This is a genomic window from Pseudomonas sp. P4_C4, from assembly GCF_056402055.1.
Map to the genome: position 1 here is coordinate 1 of NZ_JBFUID010000059.1, position 17,070 is coordinate 17,070.

General features: G+C 59.0%; 14 protein-coding genes, 1 tRNA gene, 1 pseudogene and 1 riboswitch. Of the genes and pseudogenes, 2 read left to right on the plus strand and 14 right to left on the minus strand.

From position 1 onward, the window contains the following. Positions 1–497: 497 nt before the first annotated feature. Entirely contained in the window at positions 498–905 is a 408-nt protein-coding gene (locus tag AC1DXW_RS24920; protein ID WP_392886121.1) for a type II toxin-antitoxin system HicB family antitoxin, read from the minus strand. Positions 906–942: 37 nt separating this feature from the next. Next, positions 943–1,122: a type II toxin-antitoxin system HicA family toxin gene (locus tag AC1DXW_RS24925; protein WP_034150107.1), complete on the minus strand. Its 180-nt coding sequence runs from the start codon at positions 1,120–1,122 to the stop codon at positions 943–945. An 838-nt stretch (positions 1,123–1,960) separates the two neighbouring features. On the opposite strand from AC1DXW_RS24925, the gene AC1DXW_RS24930 reads away from it, so the two are divergent. Then, complete coding sequence (locus tag AC1DXW_RS24930; protein WP_477760574.1) at positions 1,961–3,607, plus strand: phosphoethanolamine transferase; 1,647 nt, start codon at positions 1,961–1,963, stop codon at positions 3,605–3,607. A gap of 160 nt (positions 3,608–3,767) precedes the next feature. On the opposite strand, the gene AC1DXW_RS24935 is transcribed toward AC1DXW_RS24930, so the two are convergent. The 12 genes and pseudogenes from AC1DXW_RS24935 to AC1DXW_RS24990 form a co-directional block, all read right to left on the minus strand. After that, positions 3,768–3,841 (minus strand) — tRNA-Gly (locus tag AC1DXW_RS24935). 179 nt (positions 3,842–4,020) lie between these two features. Beyond that, positions 4,021–4,905: an alpha/beta fold hydrolase gene (locus AC1DXW_RS24940; protein ID WP_477755880.1), complete on the minus strand. Its 885-nt coding sequence runs from the start codon at positions 4,903–4,905 to the stop codon at positions 4,021–4,023. A 313-nt stretch (positions 4,906–5,218) separates the two neighbouring features. Continuing rightward, entirely contained in the window at positions 5,219–5,911 is a 693-nt protein-coding gene (locus AC1DXW_RS24945) for a pseudouridine synthase (protein WP_477755881.1), read from the minus strand. A 36-nt stretch (positions 5,912–5,947) separates the two neighbouring features. Next, positions 5,948–6,163, minus strand: coding sequence for a cysteine-rich CWC family protein (locus AC1DXW_RS24950; RefSeq protein WP_477755882.1), 216 nt, complete (start codon positions 6,161–6,163; stop codon positions 5,948–5,950). Further along, positions 6,150–6,272: pseudogene (locus tag AC1DXW_RS24955) on the minus strand (hypothetical protein); the annotation flags it as partial. The gene AC1DXW_RS24950 and the pseudogene AC1DXW_RS24955, both read right to left, overlap by 14 nt. Before the next feature lie 143 nt (positions 6,273–6,415). Beyond that, positions 6,416–8,194 (minus strand): allophanate hydrolase, encoded by a 1,779-nt coding sequence (gene atzF, locus AC1DXW_RS24960; protein ID WP_477760575.1) that lies wholly within the window; start codon positions 8,192–8,194, stop codon positions 6,416–6,418. A 25-nt stretch (positions 8,195–8,219) separates the two neighbouring features. Next, positions 8,220–11,864, minus strand: coding sequence for an urea carboxylase (uca, locus tag AC1DXW_RS24965; protein ID WP_477760576.1), 3,645 nt, complete (start codon positions 11,862–11,864; stop codon positions 8,220–8,222). 302 nt (positions 11,865–12,166) lie between these two features. Beyond that, the gene (locus AC1DXW_RS24970) at positions 12,167–12,808 is read right to left on the minus strand and encodes an urea amidolyase associated protein UAAP2 (protein ID WP_108216808.1); all 642 of its coding nucleotides are present in this window, start codon (positions 12,806–12,808) and stop codon (positions 12,167–12,169) included. Positions 12,809–12,819: 11 nt separating this feature from the next. Beyond that, positions 12,820–13,545 carry an urea amidolyase associated protein UAAP1 gene (locus tag AC1DXW_RS24975; RefSeq protein WP_477760577.1) on the minus strand — a complete coding sequence of 242 codons (726 nt, stop codon included), beginning with the start codon at positions 13,543–13,545 and terminating at the stop codon, positions 12,820–12,822. Positions 13,546–13,558: 13 nt separating this feature from the next. Beyond that, positions 13,559–14,347, minus strand: coding sequence for an ABC transporter ATP-binding protein (locus AC1DXW_RS24980; RefSeq protein WP_477756186.1), 789 nt, complete (start codon positions 14,345–14,347; stop codon positions 13,559–13,561). Next, entirely contained in the window at positions 14,344–15,159 is an 816-nt protein-coding gene (locus tag AC1DXW_RS24985; protein ID WP_477756185.1) for an ABC transporter permease, read from the minus strand. Before AC1DXW_RS24985 ends, AC1DXW_RS24980 begins: the two co-directional genes overlap by 4 nt. Before the next feature lie 15 nt (positions 15,160–15,174). Continuing rightward, entirely contained in the window at positions 15,175–16,242 is a 1,068-nt protein-coding gene (locus tag AC1DXW_RS24990) for a putative urea ABC transporter substrate-binding protein (RefSeq protein WP_477756184.1), read from the minus strand. Positions 16,243–16,302: 60 nt separating this feature from the next. After that, positions 16,303–16,403: riboswitch (guanidine-I (ykkC/yxkD leader) on the minus strand. A gap of 295 nt (positions 16,404–16,698) precedes the next feature. Here AC1DXW_RS24990 and AC1DXW_RS24995 point away from each other — a divergent pair. Further along, positions 16,699–16,941, plus strand: coding sequence for a hypothetical protein (locus AC1DXW_RS24995; RefSeq protein WP_477756183.1), 243 nt, complete (start codon positions 16,699–16,701; stop codon positions 16,939–16,941). The last annotated feature ends 129 nt before the right edge of the window (positions 16,942–17,070 follow it).

Sequence of the window (17,070 nt, forward strand, 5' to 3'; positions counted from 1 at the left end):
CCCTATGAGATGAAAGGTGCTTTTTCCAATATCCAGGCCGAGCAAGTCCAAGATATCCATGAGAGGTCTCCGCAAATCAGTGAGAAGCCCGGTAAGTTTAGATTTAACGGGGTTCCCGTACTGGGCTGACCATCTCATTAGGGTGGTGGCTGTACGCGGGTTGGCGAACCGGGCAACGGCAAAACCGGCAGACCCGAAGGTCTCCCACGCACAGCTACCGAAAAAAGGCAGCCAAGTGCGATTAAAAACGCTCCGAGTTAAGCTCGAAGGTTCCTATGCCGCTGACATCGAGTCGCCAAACCCGATACGCCATTTGGGCGCGCTCGGACTTTAGGGCTCATGACAAAGGCACAGCAATGCGCAAGTGTACGGACAATTCCTAGTGTCGTGTAGGACGCGGCTTTTTCTTGAAAATTGCCTGCAGCGCTTCACTAAATTCCCGCCCATAAAAAAACCGGCCACTTGGGGCCGGTTGATATATCAATGTAATAGGGTCATCAGCCTTGCTGCAGCACCTTGAGAGCAGCCGACGCCAAAAAACCCGAACGGCTTTTCTCTTCCGGGTGGTGCAGCACGTACTCATCGATTCGGTTGAGCAGGTAGCCGGGTAGTGTGATGTTCAGCTTCTGGGCCTTGCCCAGGTATTTAGTGACGTCGATGTCCACCAGTGCCCACGCACAGCCCGCGTACTTCGGATTAGCTGCATGCAGGGTCACTTTGTTGGCAGACGGAATGGGTGAACCATCTTCGGCCAGAATCTCGAAATGGCCCTCAATGGCTTCTCGGGCCATGGCCATCGCGTCGTCCAGATCTTCCCCCGCGGAAAAGCAGCCCGGAATGTCGGGGACTTCCACGCCCCAGGCGTGCTCGTCGTCGCCCATTGAAATTGCAATTGGGTACAGCATGTTCATTGTCCTCCGAGGACTCAGCGCATCGGGCTCGTTAGAGCAGCGCCTGTTGCAAAATACTGATGGCCGTTTTCTTCAGCAGATCTTTTTTGGGATGAGGGACCGTCACCAAGCCCGGCTTGGTCGGATGCTTGAAGTGATGATGGCTGCCTCTGATACGTACCAGATACCAACCGTCCGCAATGATTTGGCTTATCAAAAATCGGCTATTCACATCACCTCCTTGTGGTGTGCTTGTGGTTACTATACCTACTAAAATATTTGAATCAACACTATAACCACCGAAATCGTCCTGGGGTCGATCGCATAGGGCGATAGGGATCGAGTCTAGGAGGGCTCTGCGGCCATGGCTTCAGGCATGGCCGAATTGAAGTGATATGTGTATTGCAAGGATTTGCCGCGCAGGCGTATGCGCGGGCAACAGGTGCGCCAATCGTCTGCCAGGAGACGAAATCCTTTACGGAGGCGAGAAAAACGCTAACAGGACAGCGACTTTATGGCGAAACACTAATTTTTTGGTGAAAAAGCCAAATTCAAGATAGCCGGTGTCGGACCGAGGCATTGTTCACTCGCCACATGTTCAGTGTCACGCTTAACGGATTGGCGTTAGCCATCGCGAGAGGTTTCTGGTCGCGGCATTGCTGATGCAAAGAAGGGACAGACGTCGCTCAGCGTCATCTGTCCTTTTTTTGACCACTGTGAAAATCACTGCGGCTTACTTTTCTTTGAGCGCCTGGCACTCAAGTATTCAAAAATAAACGAAGCAAAGCCGAACAACCCGATCATTGAAACGATCATCATTCCCAACTCTGACCTGTCCATGGTGATCTCGGGGCAAAGGGTGAGCCGGGAGAATAAGGTATCTCCCGTCCGGCTCAACGCAGCGCTATTGCTTCTTTACGAGCAGGGGCGGATCTGTACCAAAACTATACGAGCGCTTGGCCCGGCGGGTCGATTTTGCGCTGTGAGTGCAGGGTGAGCCTCGTGGCGCTATACGCCAACTGAGCTAACCTTTGGGTAGCAGGTTGGTATCCGACGAGAACAACTAGACTATGAAAAAATCAGTAAAAGCCATCGATTCCCCAGCAAAAATACTTAAAGCGGAATGGCCAAACTTAGTGTTGTGGGCTTTTTTGTTGTCGCCGATAATAATTAGATTGATCACAAACCATCGATACTCGAAAATTGATTTGTTGGCCATGTATACCACTGCTATTTCAGTGTTGTGGCTTTTGGCGATTCGATTCGCTTCGTTCAATCAGTTCAAAACTCACGTCGTTCTGCTTCCGTTCTATTTGTTGGCGGCCGTCGATCTATTCCTTGTTCTGAATTTCAATTCGAGATTAACGGCGGCCTATCTATTTATCGGTCTGAACAGCTACAAGGAAACGGGCGATTTTTTGCTGACTTATTGGCGGCCGGTGACCATTGTTTTGATAATATTCGTCGCTTTCTATGGGGTAGGGCTCATAGGCTTGTATAAGCGTGAATTTTATAAAAGCAAGGGTGTTTTTATTTTGGTAATTAGTGCCTTGCTTTTGGGGTATGGCGCGTATTTTTATAAAACAGTCAAATTCAATTCTTTCGGGAAACCTGCGGTCCTGGATCTCATTGCAAAAGATCAAAGCACGCCCGCCGGGTACTTATCGCAAGTCGGCCTCACTACTTACTTGTATTTGCAATCGGAGCAGTTTATCAAGCGGCGCCGGGAATCGGAGGTGGAAATAACCAGTGTTTCGAATGAGTCAAATATAGAAACTGTTGTTTTTGTAATCGGTGAGTCATCGCGGCCGCAAAATTGGTCTCTCTACGGATATGACAAGGAGACCACCCCGAATCTCGACAGGCTGGCAGGGATTTACAAGTTCAATCGCATGTGTACGACAGCCCCATATACTTCGGCCGCCGTTCCCTCAATGCTCAGCCTTGAGCCCATATCGGATTGGAATGCCATTGCGTCAAAAAAATCCTTGGTGGGTATATATCGCGCAGCCGGTTACATGACCTATTGGTTGTCAGTGCAGGAAGTCGATAGTTTCGGCGGAATAATTCCGCAAATAGCAGCAGAGGCACAAAGTAGTCAATATTTTGAAAGGAGCTATGACGGAGCAATGATGCCGGAATATGAAAAAATATTAAACAACGGCGCTACGCAAAAACAAGCCATATTTATCCATATCAAAGGCAGTCATTTCGAGTACTCGCGCCGGTATCCAGATGACTTCAAAAAATTCAAGCCGTCAAGCAATAGCGTAAAAGATAAAATCGCCGCGGATTATGATAATTCCATCTTGTATACGGACTGGCTGTTAAGCTCGATTATTGATCAATTGAAATTGAGTCAAAGACCATCGATATTGTTTTATTCATCGGACCATGGCGAAAATATCATGGATGATAGTCGAGGGCTGTTGGGTCATGGAATTGGCAATAAGTATGATATGTTGGTTTCGGCGTTTGTCTGGGCGTCCGATAATATTTCAAGCGAGCAAGCGCTCAAGCTTTCAAAGTTAAAGGAAAGGGAAAATCAAAGAGCTAGCATTTCGTCCTTGTCGCATACGCTTTTGAATATCACTGGCATTCTCACGAGTGAATACAAGAGTTCGAATGATTTGCTAAGTGATGATTTTGTGACATCGAAATGTCCACACCTGCTCGGCTCAGAATATGTTCCAACGTTTGATTTTGATGCGCGTTAGACCGGCCAGATCGTTTTCCGACGGGGCAACATGAAGTGGCGTGGCGGTATGGCGAAGGGAGGATTTGGTCTGCCGCTAGATGGTGAGACTAAACGTCCCCCAATGTGTCCCTCAACTCGTTGACGATGCGTACGGACGCTGCTGGAAGCTTTGAAAATAGTGGAGCGGGTGAAGGGAATCGAACCCTCGTTATCAGCTTGGGAAGCTGGAGTAATGCCATTATACGACACCCGCTCAGAGCGGTGACTTTGTACCAGATGTGCGCGTGGAAATGAAGTTTTTCTTTGCGTCAGACGGGTTTAGCCCAGGTTAAACCTTGCCCGGACCGCATGGCGGTCGTTCGCGGGCAAGCCTCGCTCCTACAGAAATGCGATTAACGCTGCGGGGCGAAGCTTGCTCGCGATGACTCTATTTCAGATTGCCAATGCATGGTGGTCCTGGACGTAGTGGTAACGCGGTCGGCTTTCGTGTTGTGAAGGTTTCAGGAAGCCCATCAGTGCGTTGCGGCTGTCTCGGCAGGCGGCTTTGTGCTCCATGTCGAGAAAGTGGCCGGTGGCCTGGAGGGTGCTGAATGTGCTGTGTTGCACGTGGCTGGCGAACAACCGGGCGTCGGCGGCGGCGGTGTATTCATCCCATTCGCCGTTGAGGAACAGCACTGGCACGTCGATTTTTTTCGCCGCGTGCAGGTAGCACTGGCGGTCGCTGTGCAGCACGTCGTTGATGTGGAAGTGCATCTGCCCGTACTCATGTTCGGCCAGGGAGCTGACGTGGCGATAGTTGAAGCGCTTGAACAACGACGGCAGGTGTTTGCCGATGGTGTCGTTCACCAGGTGTCCGACCCGGTCGCGGTCCAGGTTGCCGAGGTGTTCGACGCCGCGCTCGAGGTAGTCGAGCATGTGTGCGTTGATCACCGGAGAGAACGAGCTGATCACGGCTTTTTCGATGCGCCGTGGTCGTTGCGACAACGCCATCATGGTCGCGGCGCCACCCCAGGAAAACGACAGCACGTGCTCGGCGGCGAAGTGGTCGATCAGCTCAAGCAGGATCTGCCCTTCGATTTCCTTTGTGAGCATTTTCTCATGCAGGTTGTGGGCTTTTGACCGGCCCGCGTAGGGCTGGTCGTAGCAGACGACGTTGAACTGCGGATGGAGGTTTTTCACGGTCTGTGCAAACGACGCAGTCGTGGCCATCGAGCCGTTGACCAAGATAATGGTCTTCTCTGCGGCGTCTGCGCGATAGAACTCCGTGTAAACCCGATACTGACCCTGTATATCCAGCACAGCGATTTCTGGCCTCATGTCATAAGACTCCTGGCAAGCGGGTATGCGCGCAAATAGAGATTGCACGAGCTTTGTGACAGGTAGGCATACGCCTGGAATTTGAGAGGCCCATGTCGATCCATTGCAGTCCGGTCGACGGGTATTGTTATTGGCGGGCAGTCTGCCGGATGAGGCCGGAACCCTTGGGTTCCTATCGGCAAAAAGTTTCTTAGAAGTATGGGGTGACTCATCGGTCACATTTCGGCCGACGTCCTGATTCAAGCAGGGGGCACGTCATCGCGCAAGTGCTGTTGGTAAATTGTTCTACAACTTCTGCTCAGCGGTCGCGTGTTTAGACCGATCCGATCTCTTCATCGGTCATTGGGCGGTATTCGCCCGGTTCCAACGTGTCATCGAGCACCAACGGCCCCATGCGTTCGCGGTGCAGGCGCATCACCTTGTTATTGAAGTGGCCGAACATGCGCTTGACCTGGTGATAACGGCCCTCGACGATGCTCAGGCGTGCGCATTTTGCCCCGAGCAGCTCTAGCCCGGCCGGTTGCGTGGTGAGGTCTTCGAAGGCGAAGTACAGCCCTTCGCTGAACTTGATCGCGTATTCGGGGCCGATGTCCTGTTCGGTTTCGACGTAATAGACCTTGGGCAGTTTGGTCTGTGGTTGGGTCAAGCGTCGCGACCAGCTGCCGTCGTTGGTGATCAGCATCAGACCGGTAGTATTGAAATCCAGGCGTCCGGCGATGTGCAGTTCTTCCTTGTCCGGTTCATGAATCAGGTCGAGCACGGTCGGGTGCTGCGGGTCCTTGGTAGCGCTGACGCAACCGGCAGGTTTGTGCAGCATGAAGTGGCGCAGGGGTTTACCGACTTGCAGCACGTCGTTGTCGACTTCGACGCGGCTGAATTCGCGGACTTCGCTGTGCGGGTCGCTGACGACTTTTCCGTCAACCCTGACGCGTTTTTCCACCAGCAACAGGCGTACCTGCTTACGGTTGAAGCACGGCAGATTGCTGAGGAAACGGTCGACGCGCATGACTAAGGATCAGTGAGGAAAGGGGCGCGCATCTTACTAGAACGATTCGGGCGCTGCTTGCAACTGCGTCTCGACTTCGGCGCAACGCGGGCACAGGCACGAGGCGTTGCGTAGTTCCGTCGGCAGCGCCTGGAGCACCGCCGGGTCGATGCTGACGCCGTAGCACCAGCAGGCGCGGTCGGCGGTTCGCGGGTCAGCCAGAGTGCAGTCGTTGGGGGCGCCGCAGGCGGGGCAGAGATCAGGCTGGTTCATGGACGGAGTGAGACTTCTCTACGCAGGTTCGGTTGCGGCCACTTTGTTTGGCCCGATACATCGCATGATCCGCCCGTGACAGCAGGCTGTGCAAGGTGTCATCGGGCTGTGGGGAAATAACTGCTGGATTCATAGGGTAAATCGGCTGGGACCAGGTGCCGCGGTGCCTGGGCTGATGCCTTCGCTGGCAAGCCAGCTCCTACCAGTTCTGCGCTAACCCTGTAGGAGCTGGCTTGCCAGCGAATCGAAAGATCACAGCAGTGTTTTCAGATACATCTGCCAGCCGCCAAAGTGGCTGATGTTCACCGCACCCTCCAGCCCATACGCCTCACAGATAAACCCGCTCTCCCAGCGACCATCCGCCAGTTGCACCTTGCCCAGCCCCAGCGGTGCCGGAATCCCGGTCAGGAACGAGCCGAGTTCACGGCTTGGCAGCTCCCAGACCTCCACCGCAATCGCCACGCCGCCATCCTTCACGCGGACCATGCCCGGACGAAACGGCGGGCCGCCGGCCAGGGCATAGAGTTGATAGTCCGGCGAGCTGAATGTCGATTCCAGCAACCGGGCACCGCGCTGCTTGAGCTGCCAGTTCAACGCCAGCCCGTCCAGGTGCGCGCCGCAGACCACCAGCCGCGCCCGATCATGGCGTGCGACCGGCGCCGGTGCAGCTGCGGCCAAGCCTTGCTGACGCTGCAAGGCATCCGCCACGCTCAGCAGATACTGATCGGTGAAGGCCCGGCCAAACAGCGTCACGCCCCAGGGCATGCCGTTGTCCATGAAGGCGCTGGGCACGGCGACGGCGGCGTAGTCGAGCAGGTTCATGAAGTTGGTGTAGTAGCCCAGTTCCGAATTGCGCAGCACCGGTTCGGCCTCGAGTTCCGCCAGCGTCACCGGGCGGCCGATGGTCGGCGTGACGACACAATCGAGGCCCTCCAGCGCGTTGTCGCACAGGGCTTTGAGCGCTTGCAGGCGGTATTGGGCGCGGAAGGTTTGCACGCCGTCGACGGCGGGCGCCTTGGCCAATACGGCGCGAATCACTGGCAACACGGCCTCGGGGTTTTGCGCCATCAACTCACCGGCCACGCTGTAGCGCTCGGCCACCCACGGGCCTTCATAGAGCAAGCGGGCGGCCTCCAGAAATGGCGACAGGTCCAGTTCCACCGCTTCGCCACCCAAGGCCTTGAGGTGGTCGATGGCATCACCGAACAACAGCGGGCCTTCAGGGCAACCGAAAAATTGCAGGTCCTGCGCACGCGGCACGCCGAAACGGAACGGCCGCGGTGTGCCGAACGCCGAGCCGTCGTTCCACAACGGGTTGCTGCGGCTGTATTCGTCCCGTGGATCGAGGCGCGCGGTGAGTGCCAGCAACTGACTGGCCTCCCGCGCGGTGGCGGTGAACGTGGTGACGCAATCCAGCGTACGACAGGCCGGTACGACGCCGGCCGTTGAGATCAGGCCCTTGGTGGCTTTCAGGCCGATCAGATTATTCAACGCCGCCGGCACACGCCCGGAGCCTGCTGTGTCGGTGCCCAGGGAAAAACTCGCGATCCCGAGCGCCACCACCAGCGACGAACCGGCGCTGGAACCGCCCGACGGGTATTCCGGCAACACGCTGTTGGGGCACGCGCCGTACGGTGAGCGGCTGCCGTTGAGCCCCGTGGCGAATTGGTCGAGGTTGGTCTTGCCCAACGGAATTGCACCGAGGGCCAGCAGTTGCTCGACGATGGTCGCCGAACGCTCCGGCACATAGGCAAATGCCGGGCACGCCGCCGTGGTCGGAATGCCCGCCAGGTCGATGTTGTCCTTGATCGCAAACGGCACGCCGTACAGCGGCAGGCTGTCGAGGTCGCGACCGTCGAGGGCGGCGAGGTAGGGCTCCAGTTCATCGACACTGAGCAAGTGGATGAACAGGTGATAGTCCGGGTTCAGCGCAGCGGCTTTGTCCCGCAGTTGCAGCAGTAATTGTCGTGGCGTGGTGCGGCCGTCGCGATAAGCGCCACGCACGGCGTCGAGTTGCAGATTGATGTTCATGGCATGAGTCCTTTTCAAAATGGGTTCAGTCGAGTTCCAGCACCACGACGCGCTGTCCGGCGCGCACCGCAGAACCCGGTTGCACGCGAATCTCGCGCACCACGCCGGCCATCGGCGCGAGCAGGGGGATTTCCATCTTCATCGACTCCAGGATCACCAGCACGTCACCGGCCTCGACGCGGCTGCCGACCTCGACCTGAACCTGCCAGAGGTTGCCGGCGATGTGGCTGTCGACGCTCTGTTGGCCGCCGGCCAGCGGCGTCTCTTCGGTCGTCTCCGGGGCCGGTTCTTCACTGTCGAAATGCGCCTGGCCGCTGGCGATCCAGCGTTCGCGCTCGGCATTGAATGCGCCTTTTTGCTGATCGCGAAACGCGTCGATGGTCTCGGCTTCCTGCGCCAGAAACGCCTGGTAATCCGCAAGGTTCAACTGACTGTGCTCGATGTTCAGGTCGAAGCGCCCGAGGGGGAAATCCCGGCGAATGCGCAGCAGTTCATCGGCGCTGACCGGGTAGAAACGGATCTGGTCGAAAAACCGCAGCAACCACGGTTTGCCATCGAACGCGGCAACGTCGTGGTAGCGGTTCCACATCTGCAACGTACGCCCGACAAACTGATAACCGCCGGGGCCTTCCATACCGTAGACGCACATGTAGGCGCCACCGATGCCCACCGAGTTTTCCGCGGTCCAGGTGCGAGCCGGGTTGTACTTGGTGGTGACCAGGCGATGACGCGGGTCGAGCGGGGTGGCGACCGGTGCGCCGAGGTAGACGTCACCCAGGCCCATCACCAGATAGCTGGCGTCGAACACCGTGCGTCGCACTTCATTGAGGTTCGGCAGGTCGTTGATGCGGCGGATGAACTCCAGGTTGCTCGGGCACCAGGGGGCGTCCTTACGCACGGTGGTCATGTATTTCTCGATGGCCAGCTGGCACGCCGGGTCGTCCCAGGAAAGCGGCAGATGCACGATGCGCGACGGTACTTGCAGGTCTTTGGCTGCGCACACGGCGTCCCATTCGCCGGCAACGATGCCGAGCAGATCCGGTAGTGATAGTTGCTCGGGCTGATAATGGATTTGCAGTGAGCGGATGCCGGGGGTGAGGTCGATCACACCGTGCAGGTGTTTGCTTTCCAGCGCCTGCATGAGGGCGTGGGCGCGGAAGCGCAGGACGAGGTCCAGTTCGGGGGCGCCGATTTCCAGCAGCAGGTGGGTGTCGCCCGAGAGCCTCGCCACCAGACGCGTGTCGTCCCGCCCCAAATCCAATACCACAGGCGACACAACCCCTTGTAGGAGCTGGCTTGCCAGCGAAGGGGCCCTGTCAGTCAACATTGATGTCGCTGACACACCGTTTTCGCTGGCAAGCCAGCTCCTACAGTGATCCCATTTCAAGGCGAGGGCTCGGGCAGTTTTGATATCGACCGGCAGGAACTGCACCTTGTCCCCCGCCTTGAGCTGCCCCAACTGCCAAAGATCCGCCTCGATCACCGTCACCGGGCACACGAACCCGCCGAGACTCGGACCATCCGGGCCGAGGATCACCGGCATGTCACCGGTAAAATCCACCGCGCCGATCGCGTACGGATTGTCGTGGATGTTCGACGGATGCAAACCGGCTTCACCTCCGTCGGCGCGCACCCACTCAGGCTTCGGTCCGATCAGGCGAACGCCCGTGCGGCTGGAGTTGAAATGCACTTCCCACTGCGTGGCGAAGAAGGTGCCGATGTAGTTTTCGGTGAAATATTCCGGAGCCCCGTGGGGGCCGTAAATCACTCGAATTCGCCGAACCGCAGGCAGTTCGGTGAGCTGATCTTCAGCCAGTTGCTGACCGGCGCTGTGGTCATTCAGGGCTGACAGGTGCAATACGTCACCGGCTCGCAAGGCGCGGCCACCGTGGCCGCCGAATTGGCCAAGGGTGAAGGTGCTTTTGCTGCCCAGATAATCCGGCACTTGCAGGCCGCCATGCAGGCTCAGATAGCTGCGGGCACCGGCTCCGACAATGGTGCCGAGGCTCAGGGTGGCGCCTGCCGGAACCATCAGCGCAGTGTTCATCGGTACGCTTTCGCCATTGAGCCGCAATGGAATCATGGCGCCGGTCACGGCTACTACCGTCTCGCAATTGAAGCGCAGCAACGGCCCGCTCATGGTGATTTCCAGCGCCGCGGCGCCTTCTTCGTTGCCCAGCAAACGGTTGCCCAAACGCAGCGCGCGACTGTCCATCGGCCCCGACGGCGGTACACCCACCGCCCAGTAACCGAGGCGACCGGGATAGTCCTGCACGCTGGTCTGGGTGCCAGCACTGAGCACCTCGAACGTGTTGGCCTGATACACCAGACCCTCCAGGCAACGGGTCCATGGCTGGCCGCTGGCGAAAGGCGCATCGAGCAGAATCTGCCGCAGGTAATCGCGGTTGGTTTCCACGCCATAGAGCAGGCTGTCGCCCAGCGCCTGATGCAGGTCCGCAGTGGCTTCTTCGCGAGTCGGCGCCCAACTGATGACCTTGGCGATCATCGGGTCGAAGTAGGGCGGGATCTCGCAGCCAGCCTCGACCCAGGTGTCTATGCGCAGTTGAATGCCATTGGCCGGCGGGAAATCCACGGCGGTGAGCAAGCCTGGGCTCGGTTGAAAATCGCGCCCCGGATCCTCCGCGTATAACCGTGCCTGAATCGCATGACCCTGCGGTTTCAAACACTTTGCCAGATCGCTCAGCGGCGGCAGGTCACCGGCCGCCAGTTGGACCATCCAGCGCACCAGGTCGACCCCCCAAACCTGTTCGGTGACACCGTGTTCCACCTGCAAGCGGGTGTTCACTTCCAGAAAGTAGAAACGCTGGGCATCGCTGTCGAAGACGAACTCCACGGTGCCGGCGCTGCGGTAGTTCACTGCCTTGGCCAGTTTGATCGCCGCCGCACACAGTTCATCCGCCATGCCGTCGGGCAGGTTTGGCGCCGGGGTTTCCTCGAGGACTTTCTGGTTGCGCCGCTGCACCGAGCAATCGCGCACACCGAGGGCGATCACCTCGCCGCGACCATCGCCGAACACCTGTACTTCCAGATGGCGGGCACGCTGGATGTACTTCTCGATGAACACCCCGGCGTCGCTGAAGTTGTTCTGGCCCAGGCGTTTGACCGCTTCGAAGGACTCGCTCAACTCGGCCGCGCTGCGGCACACGCGCATGCCGATGCCGCCACCGCCAGCGGTGCTTTTGAGCATCACCGGATAGCCGACCTGTTCGCCGGCGACCAATGCGGCGTCGAGGCTGTCGAGCAATTCGGTGCCGTCGAGCATGGGCACGCCGTGTTGTTTGGCCAGGGCGCGGGCGGTGTGCTTGAGGCCGAACGCGCGCAGTTGTTCGGGCGTCGGGCCGATGAAGGCGATGTTGGCGGCTTCGCAGGCTTCGGCGAACGCGGCGTTTTCCGAGAGAAAACCGTAGCCGGGATGGATCGCCGTGGCGCCGGTGGACTTGGCGATGGCGAGGATCTTGTCGACCGCAAGATAAGTTCCAGCCGCTGCACCCTCACCGAGGCTGTGGGCCTCGTCGGCTTGCAGGATGTGCAGGCTGGCGGCATCGGCTTCGGAATACACGGCGACACCCTGCACTTGCATCTCGCGCAAGGTCCGCAGGATGCGGCAGGCAATGGCGCCACGGTTGGCGATCAGGACTTTTTCGAACATGGCATAACCCCCGGAGGCGATAGCGCATCAGCCTCGACTGGGATGCGGGCCGTCCCGCAGTTTTTCGACAGACGCCGGGGTCGTCCCCGGTGGCAGAATCAGATTTCACATACACCGCCGACCCCTGTGGGAGCGAGCTTGCTCGCGATGACGTCAGCCCTTTCAACATTGATGGTGACTGACACACCGCTATCGCGAGCAAGCTCGCTCCCACAGGGTTATTCAGTGTTTTTACTGTTTGAGGCACTGCCCCGAACGGGCCTGGCACAAGGCAAACAACCAGCGGCGCAACCGCGAAAGTTTCAGTTCCATACCAGCAGCTCCGCAGGGGTGGGGTTGTAGGCGTTGCACGGGTTGTTCAGTTGCGGGCAGTTGGAGATCAGCACGATCACGTCCATCTCGGCCCGCAGGTCGACGTACTTGCCCGGTGCCGAGATGCCGTCTTCGAAGGTCAGGCCACCGTCGGCGGTGACCGGCACGTTCATGAAGAAGTTGATGTTCGGCCCGATGTCGCCCTTGCCCAGGCGGCCATCGTGAGCACAGGCGCGCAGGTAGTTGTCGCGGCAGCTGTGCATGTAGCGTTTTTCCAGGGCGTAGCGCACGGTGTTGCTCTCTTGCGCACAGGCGCCACCCAGGGTGTCGTGACGCCCGCAAGTGTCGGCAACGATGGTCAGCATCGGCTTGCCGAGGTTGGAATACAGCACGCTGCCGGTGCTCAGGTACACGCTGTTCTGCCGGCGCAGGGTGCGCTGCACGTCGTAGCGTTCCTTCGGGTTGGCAACGCTGTAGAACAGGGTGTCGACAGCCTGGTTACCCTCCAGGTCGAGAATGCGCAAAGTCTGGCCGGCCTTGACCTCCATCAGCCAGGGCTCTCCGGCGGGGATGGTGGCGCGGTAGACGGCCGTTTCAGGCGACTGTGGAGCGGTGGCGATTGCGAGTGACATGGCAGCGATCCTCAGGCGAACAAACGGTCGGTGTTGATGAATCCACGCTCGTTTTCCGGGCGCGAGGTGCGGCAGTGTTCGGCGACGCTGGCGTCGGCGTTCATCCAGCTGAGCTTCAAGGGCTTCGGTGCGTATTGCGGCGACGGATCCATCGGGTGCTGCAGGGCGGTGAGTACCACCAGGGTGTCCATCGGCGCGTACAACTCGATGTAGTCGCCAGCCTTGGAATTGCCTTCGACGAAGTGGAAACGCCCGGTGTCATCGACGTTCACGCGGCTGAACAGGTTGAGGGTCATCAGCAGCTCGGACAGGCCCAGCCCCCACTTGCCCAGTTCCACCAACAGGTTGTCGGTGCCATTGCGGAAGAAGCCGTTGCGCAATTCCTGATAGCGGCCGGCGCCGTACTTTTCTGTCACTTCTTCAGCGCAGAGCACGCCGCCCAGGCTGTCGCTCCAGCCGCAGGTGTCGGCGGTGATGGCGGCCAGCACGCGGCCCATGTCCGAGTACAGGTAGTGGCCGGCGGTGAGCTTGGCGGTGTGTTGGCATTTGAGGCTGTCGGGCAGGTTCAAGCGCTCGGTTTTTTCATTGGCGTTAAGCAACGTCAGGCTGACGTTGGCGCCGCCGCGCAGGTCGGTCAGGCGCAGCAGTTGGCCGCGCTTGAGCACGAAGGAACGATGGCTGCCGCCGGGGAGCATTTCCTCGGCGAAGGGCGGGAACAGTCGGGTCGAATCAGTCATGGGCAAAACCCTCTCAAGCGGTTCGAAGTGAGCCCGCCAGTTGCACTGGCAGGGCGTCGACGGCGGCACGGTGGGTGCGGCGGTCGCTGTTCAAAGGGATGTCGTAGGTGATGCGTGCGCCATAGCGGCCGGGTGCATGCGGGTCGAGACGGACCTTGTCGAACACCAGCAAGCGGGTGCCGAGGCTGAAGCCTTCGGACAGGTCATGGGTGACCATGAACACTGTCAGTCGGGTCTCGCGCCACAACTCCAGGAGCAAGGCGTGCATGTCTTTGCGGATGCCCGGGTCGAGGGCGCCGAAAGGTTCGTCGAGCAGCAACACCCGCGGCTTCATGATCAGCGCCTGGGCGATGGCCAGCCGTTGTTGCATGCCGCCGGAGAGCTGCGCCGGGTACTTGTCCAGCGAGTGGCCCAGGCCGACTTTGTGCAGCAGCACCGAAGCCTGTTCGCGGGCCTCTTTTTTCGCGCTGCCAAACAGGCGTCCAAGCAAACGCGAACGAGGCAGTTCAAGGCCGAGAGCGACGTTGTCCAGTACGCTCAGATGCGGGAACACCGAGTAGCGCTGGAATACCACGCCACGGCTGGCGTCCGGCTCTGCGGCCAAGGGCTGGCCGTCGAGCAGGATCTCGCCGCGACTGGCGCGTTCCTGGCCGAGCAGCAGGCGCAGGAAGGTCGATTTGCCGCAACCGGAGGCACCCACGAGGGTGCAGAACTCACCTTCGTTGACGTTCAGGTTCAGGCCTTCAAGCACCACTTGATCGGCGTATTGCTGCCAGACGTTTTTAACGGTGATGAAACTCATTTTGCGGCCCCTTCATACCAGGGAAAGGCACGGCGGGTGAGGTACTTGAGGCCCCAATCCATCAGCCAGGCGAGCAGGGTGATCCACACCACGTAGGGCAAAATCACGTCCATCGCCAGGTAGCGGCGCACCAGGAAAATCCGGTAGCCGAGGCCGTCGGTGGAGGCGATGGCTTCGGCGGCAATCAGGAACAGCCATGCCGAGCCGAGCATCAGTCGCAGCGAAATCAACAACCGTGGCAGCAGTTGCGGCAGCACCACCCGCAGCATCAGGGTCCAGGTAGACGCGCCGAGGGTCTGGGCCTTGATCAGCAGTTCCACGGGAATTTCCCGGGCGCGCTGTTCCAGGTCCCGGGCCAGCGCCGGAGTAATGCCGATCACGATCAGCATCACTTTCGACAACTCACCCAAACCGAAGACGATGAACAGGATTGGCAGGATCGCCAGCGGTGGCACCATCGACAGCACGGTCAGCAAGGGTGACAACGGCGCACCGAACAACGGCAGGGTACCGGCGGCGATGCCCAGGCACAGCCCGGCCAGGGCGCTGATGCCCAGGCCAATGGCCAGGCGTTGCAGGCTGGACGCCGTGTCTTGCCACAGCAGGTATTCGCCGGTGCGGGTGTCGGCCACGAACGCCAGGCGTTTCACCGCATCGGTCATCTGCACGGCGCTGGGCAGCAGCTTGTCGTTGGGGTTGTCCGCCAGTCGCTCGGCCGAGCCCGTGAAGTAGGCGAACAGCACCAGGGCGAACGGCAGGATCACCAACAGCAGGCGACTCGGGCGGTCCGGGTGATGGTTGATCAGACGCATGGCCGGTTCTCCTGATTACAGCTTGGCGTCGGCGGCCATCTGCACGTAACTCGGGTCGAAGCGCAGCTTGAGGTTGCCCTTGTCGCCGCTGGTCACGCCGTTGGCGAAGGCCATGCCGACCGCGCTGGTGTCTTTGGCGCCTTCACCGAGCAAGCCGTGCTGGAACGAGAACTCGGCGACCTTGCGCATGGTTTCCGGCAGTTGCTTGCTGGTGCTGAACGCCAGGGCTTCCTTGGGCGTGGCGAACAGCCTGGTGGTGTCCAGTTGTGCCTGGAAACCCGCCAGGTCAGTGCCCGAGGCTTTGGCCATATGTTCCAGCGCGGCTTTGCTGGCGGCGTTTTTCGCGCTCATCAACTCGACCACTTCGAACCAGGCGCCAGTCAATGCCTTGCCCAGGGCCGGGTTGTCTTTGAGGGTGGCGCTGTTGAGCACCATCATGTCCATGATTTCGCCGGGGATCTGGCTGGAGTTGAACACCTCGGTCACGGCAGGCTTGGCCTTGATGTCCGAGAGCATCGGGTTCCAGGTGGTAACGGCGTTGACCTGATCGGTGTTGAAGGCGGCCGAGATATCGGCGTCGGAGGTGTTGACCACTTTCAGGTCTTTCTCGGTGAGGTCCACCGAATCCAGAGCCCGGGCCAGCAGGTAATGGGACACCGACAGCTCCACCAGGTTGACGTCCATGCCCTTGAGGTCGGCGACTTTTTTGCCTTCGCCCTTGAGCACGATGCCGTCGTTGCCGTTGGAGAAATCGCTGACGATCAGCGCAGTGCTGTCGACGCCGCCGGCGGCCGGAATGGTCAGCGCGTCCATGTTGGTCATGGTGCAGCCGTCGAATTGGCCGGCGGTGTACTGGTTGATGGATTCGACGTAGTCATTGAGTTGCACCACGTCGATCTTGATGCCGTACTTTTTCGCCCATTTATCGACGATGCCCTGGCTGCCGGCATATTCCCACGGCATCCAGCCGGCGTAGATCGTCCAGCACACGCTGAAGTGATCTTTCTGGGCGGCCTGGGACGAGAAGCTCACGAGGGCTGCGAACGCAGCGGCGAGCAGGGCGGGTAAACGAAGTTGGGACATGGTGGTTCTCCAGTTGATCAGGGACGGACAGGAAGGCAGCGGCACCGCGAACGGTGGCTTGTCTCCCGGGCTTTTGTCCCGCCGTGTAACCTCAACTGGAGGTCGCCAACTCTCGGACCAGTCACTCGCGATTGCGAGCCGGAACCCTAGTCAGCCATTGCAAATTGTGGTGCCGCGAACCTGTGGTGACGCCTGCACATTTTTTTGGAACAAGTGCGCTAAAGCGAGAGACGTGCCAAGTTGCTCCGAGCGCTCTAGCGTGGGGGACGGGGTGGTCGGCGGTTTTGATCGGGAGGGCAGGCTGCCTTGTGATGGTGCGCAGGTGCACCGCATTGGAACGTATCCGCCGCTGATCAGAAGGTGGATGCGGCGTTGCACTTGGCAGAGATTTACCAGTCAAAAAAGGTGTCAGCCGGTCTGTGCCGACTGCTGTCACGGGTCTTCACGGAGGCCGTCATGTTGCGTCGATTGTTGTTTGGTGCAGTGCTCGGTTTTGGATTGTCTGGCTGCTACTACTACGACGGTCCTGCCGACGACTACGCGGCACCTTATTACTATCCCGGTTACTACTCGCCTTATTACCACGGCGGCTATTACAGCCCACGTTACTACGGTGGTTATCGCTCCTATTACTATGGTGGTCACGGCTATCACGGCGGTGGATATCATGGCGGTGGATTTCACGGTGGCCACCGTTAATCATGGCGTGAATGGATGAAAAACCTTTCATCGGCCAGATGTTTCTACTTGTTTCAGGAGCGCACCAGGTTCCGAATTCGATGTCTGATATTTCGACAGTCACCGAACATTTGACTGTCGCCTGCCAGC

Bases quoted from the DNA above. Each gene is read 5' to 3' on its own strand.
- AC1DXW_RS24920 (WP_392886121.1), bottom strand. From the start codon at position 905: ATGCTGTACCCAATTGCAATTTCAATGGGCGACGACGAGCACGCCTGG.
- AC1DXW_RS24930 (WP_477760574.1), top strand. From the start codon at position 1,961: ATGAAAAAATCAGTAAAAGCCATCGATTCCCCAGCAAAAATACTTAAA.
- AC1DXW_RS24940 (WP_477755880.1), bottom strand. From the start codon at position 4,905: ATGAGGCCAGAAATCGCTGTGCTGGATATACAGGGTCAGTATCGGGTT.
- AC1DXW_RS24945 (WP_477755881.1), bottom strand. From the start codon at position 5,911: ATGCGCGTCGACCGTTTCCTCAGCAATCTGCCGTGCTTCAACCGTAAG.
- AC1DXW_RS24950 (WP_477755882.1), bottom strand. From the start codon at position 6,163: ATGAACCAGCCTGATCTCTGCCCCGCCTGCGGCGCCCCCAACGACTGC.
- atzF (WP_477760575.1), bottom strand. From the start codon at position 8,194: ATGAACATCAATCTGCAACTCGACGCCGTGCGTGGCGCTTATCGCGAC.
- uca (WP_477760576.1), bottom strand. From the start codon at position 11,864: ATGTTCGAAAAAGTCCTGATCGCCAACCGTGGCGCCATTGCCTGCCGC.
- AC1DXW_RS24970 (WP_108216808.1), bottom strand. From the start codon at position 12,808: ATGTCACTCGCAATCGCCACCGCTCCACAGTCGCCTGAAACGGCCGTC.
- AC1DXW_RS24975 (WP_477760577.1), bottom strand. From the start codon at position 13,545: ATGACTGATTCGACCCGACTGTTCCCGCCCTTCGCCGAGGAAATGCTC.
- AC1DXW_RS24980 (WP_477756186.1), bottom strand. From the start codon at position 14,347: ATGAGTTTCATCACCGTTAAAAACGTCTGGCAGCAATACGCCGATCAA.
- AC1DXW_RS24985 (WP_477756185.1), bottom strand. From the start codon at position 15,159: ATGCGTCTGATCAACCATCACCCGGACCGCCCGAGTCGCCTGCTGTTG.
- AC1DXW_RS24990 (WP_477756184.1), bottom strand. From the start codon at position 16,242: ATGTCCCAACTTCGTTTACCCGCCCTGCTCGCCGCTGCGTTCGCAGCC.
- AC1DXW_RS24995 (WP_477756183.1), top strand. From the start codon at position 16,699: ATGTTGCGTCGATTGTTGTTTGGTGCAGTGCTCGGTTTTGGATTGTCT.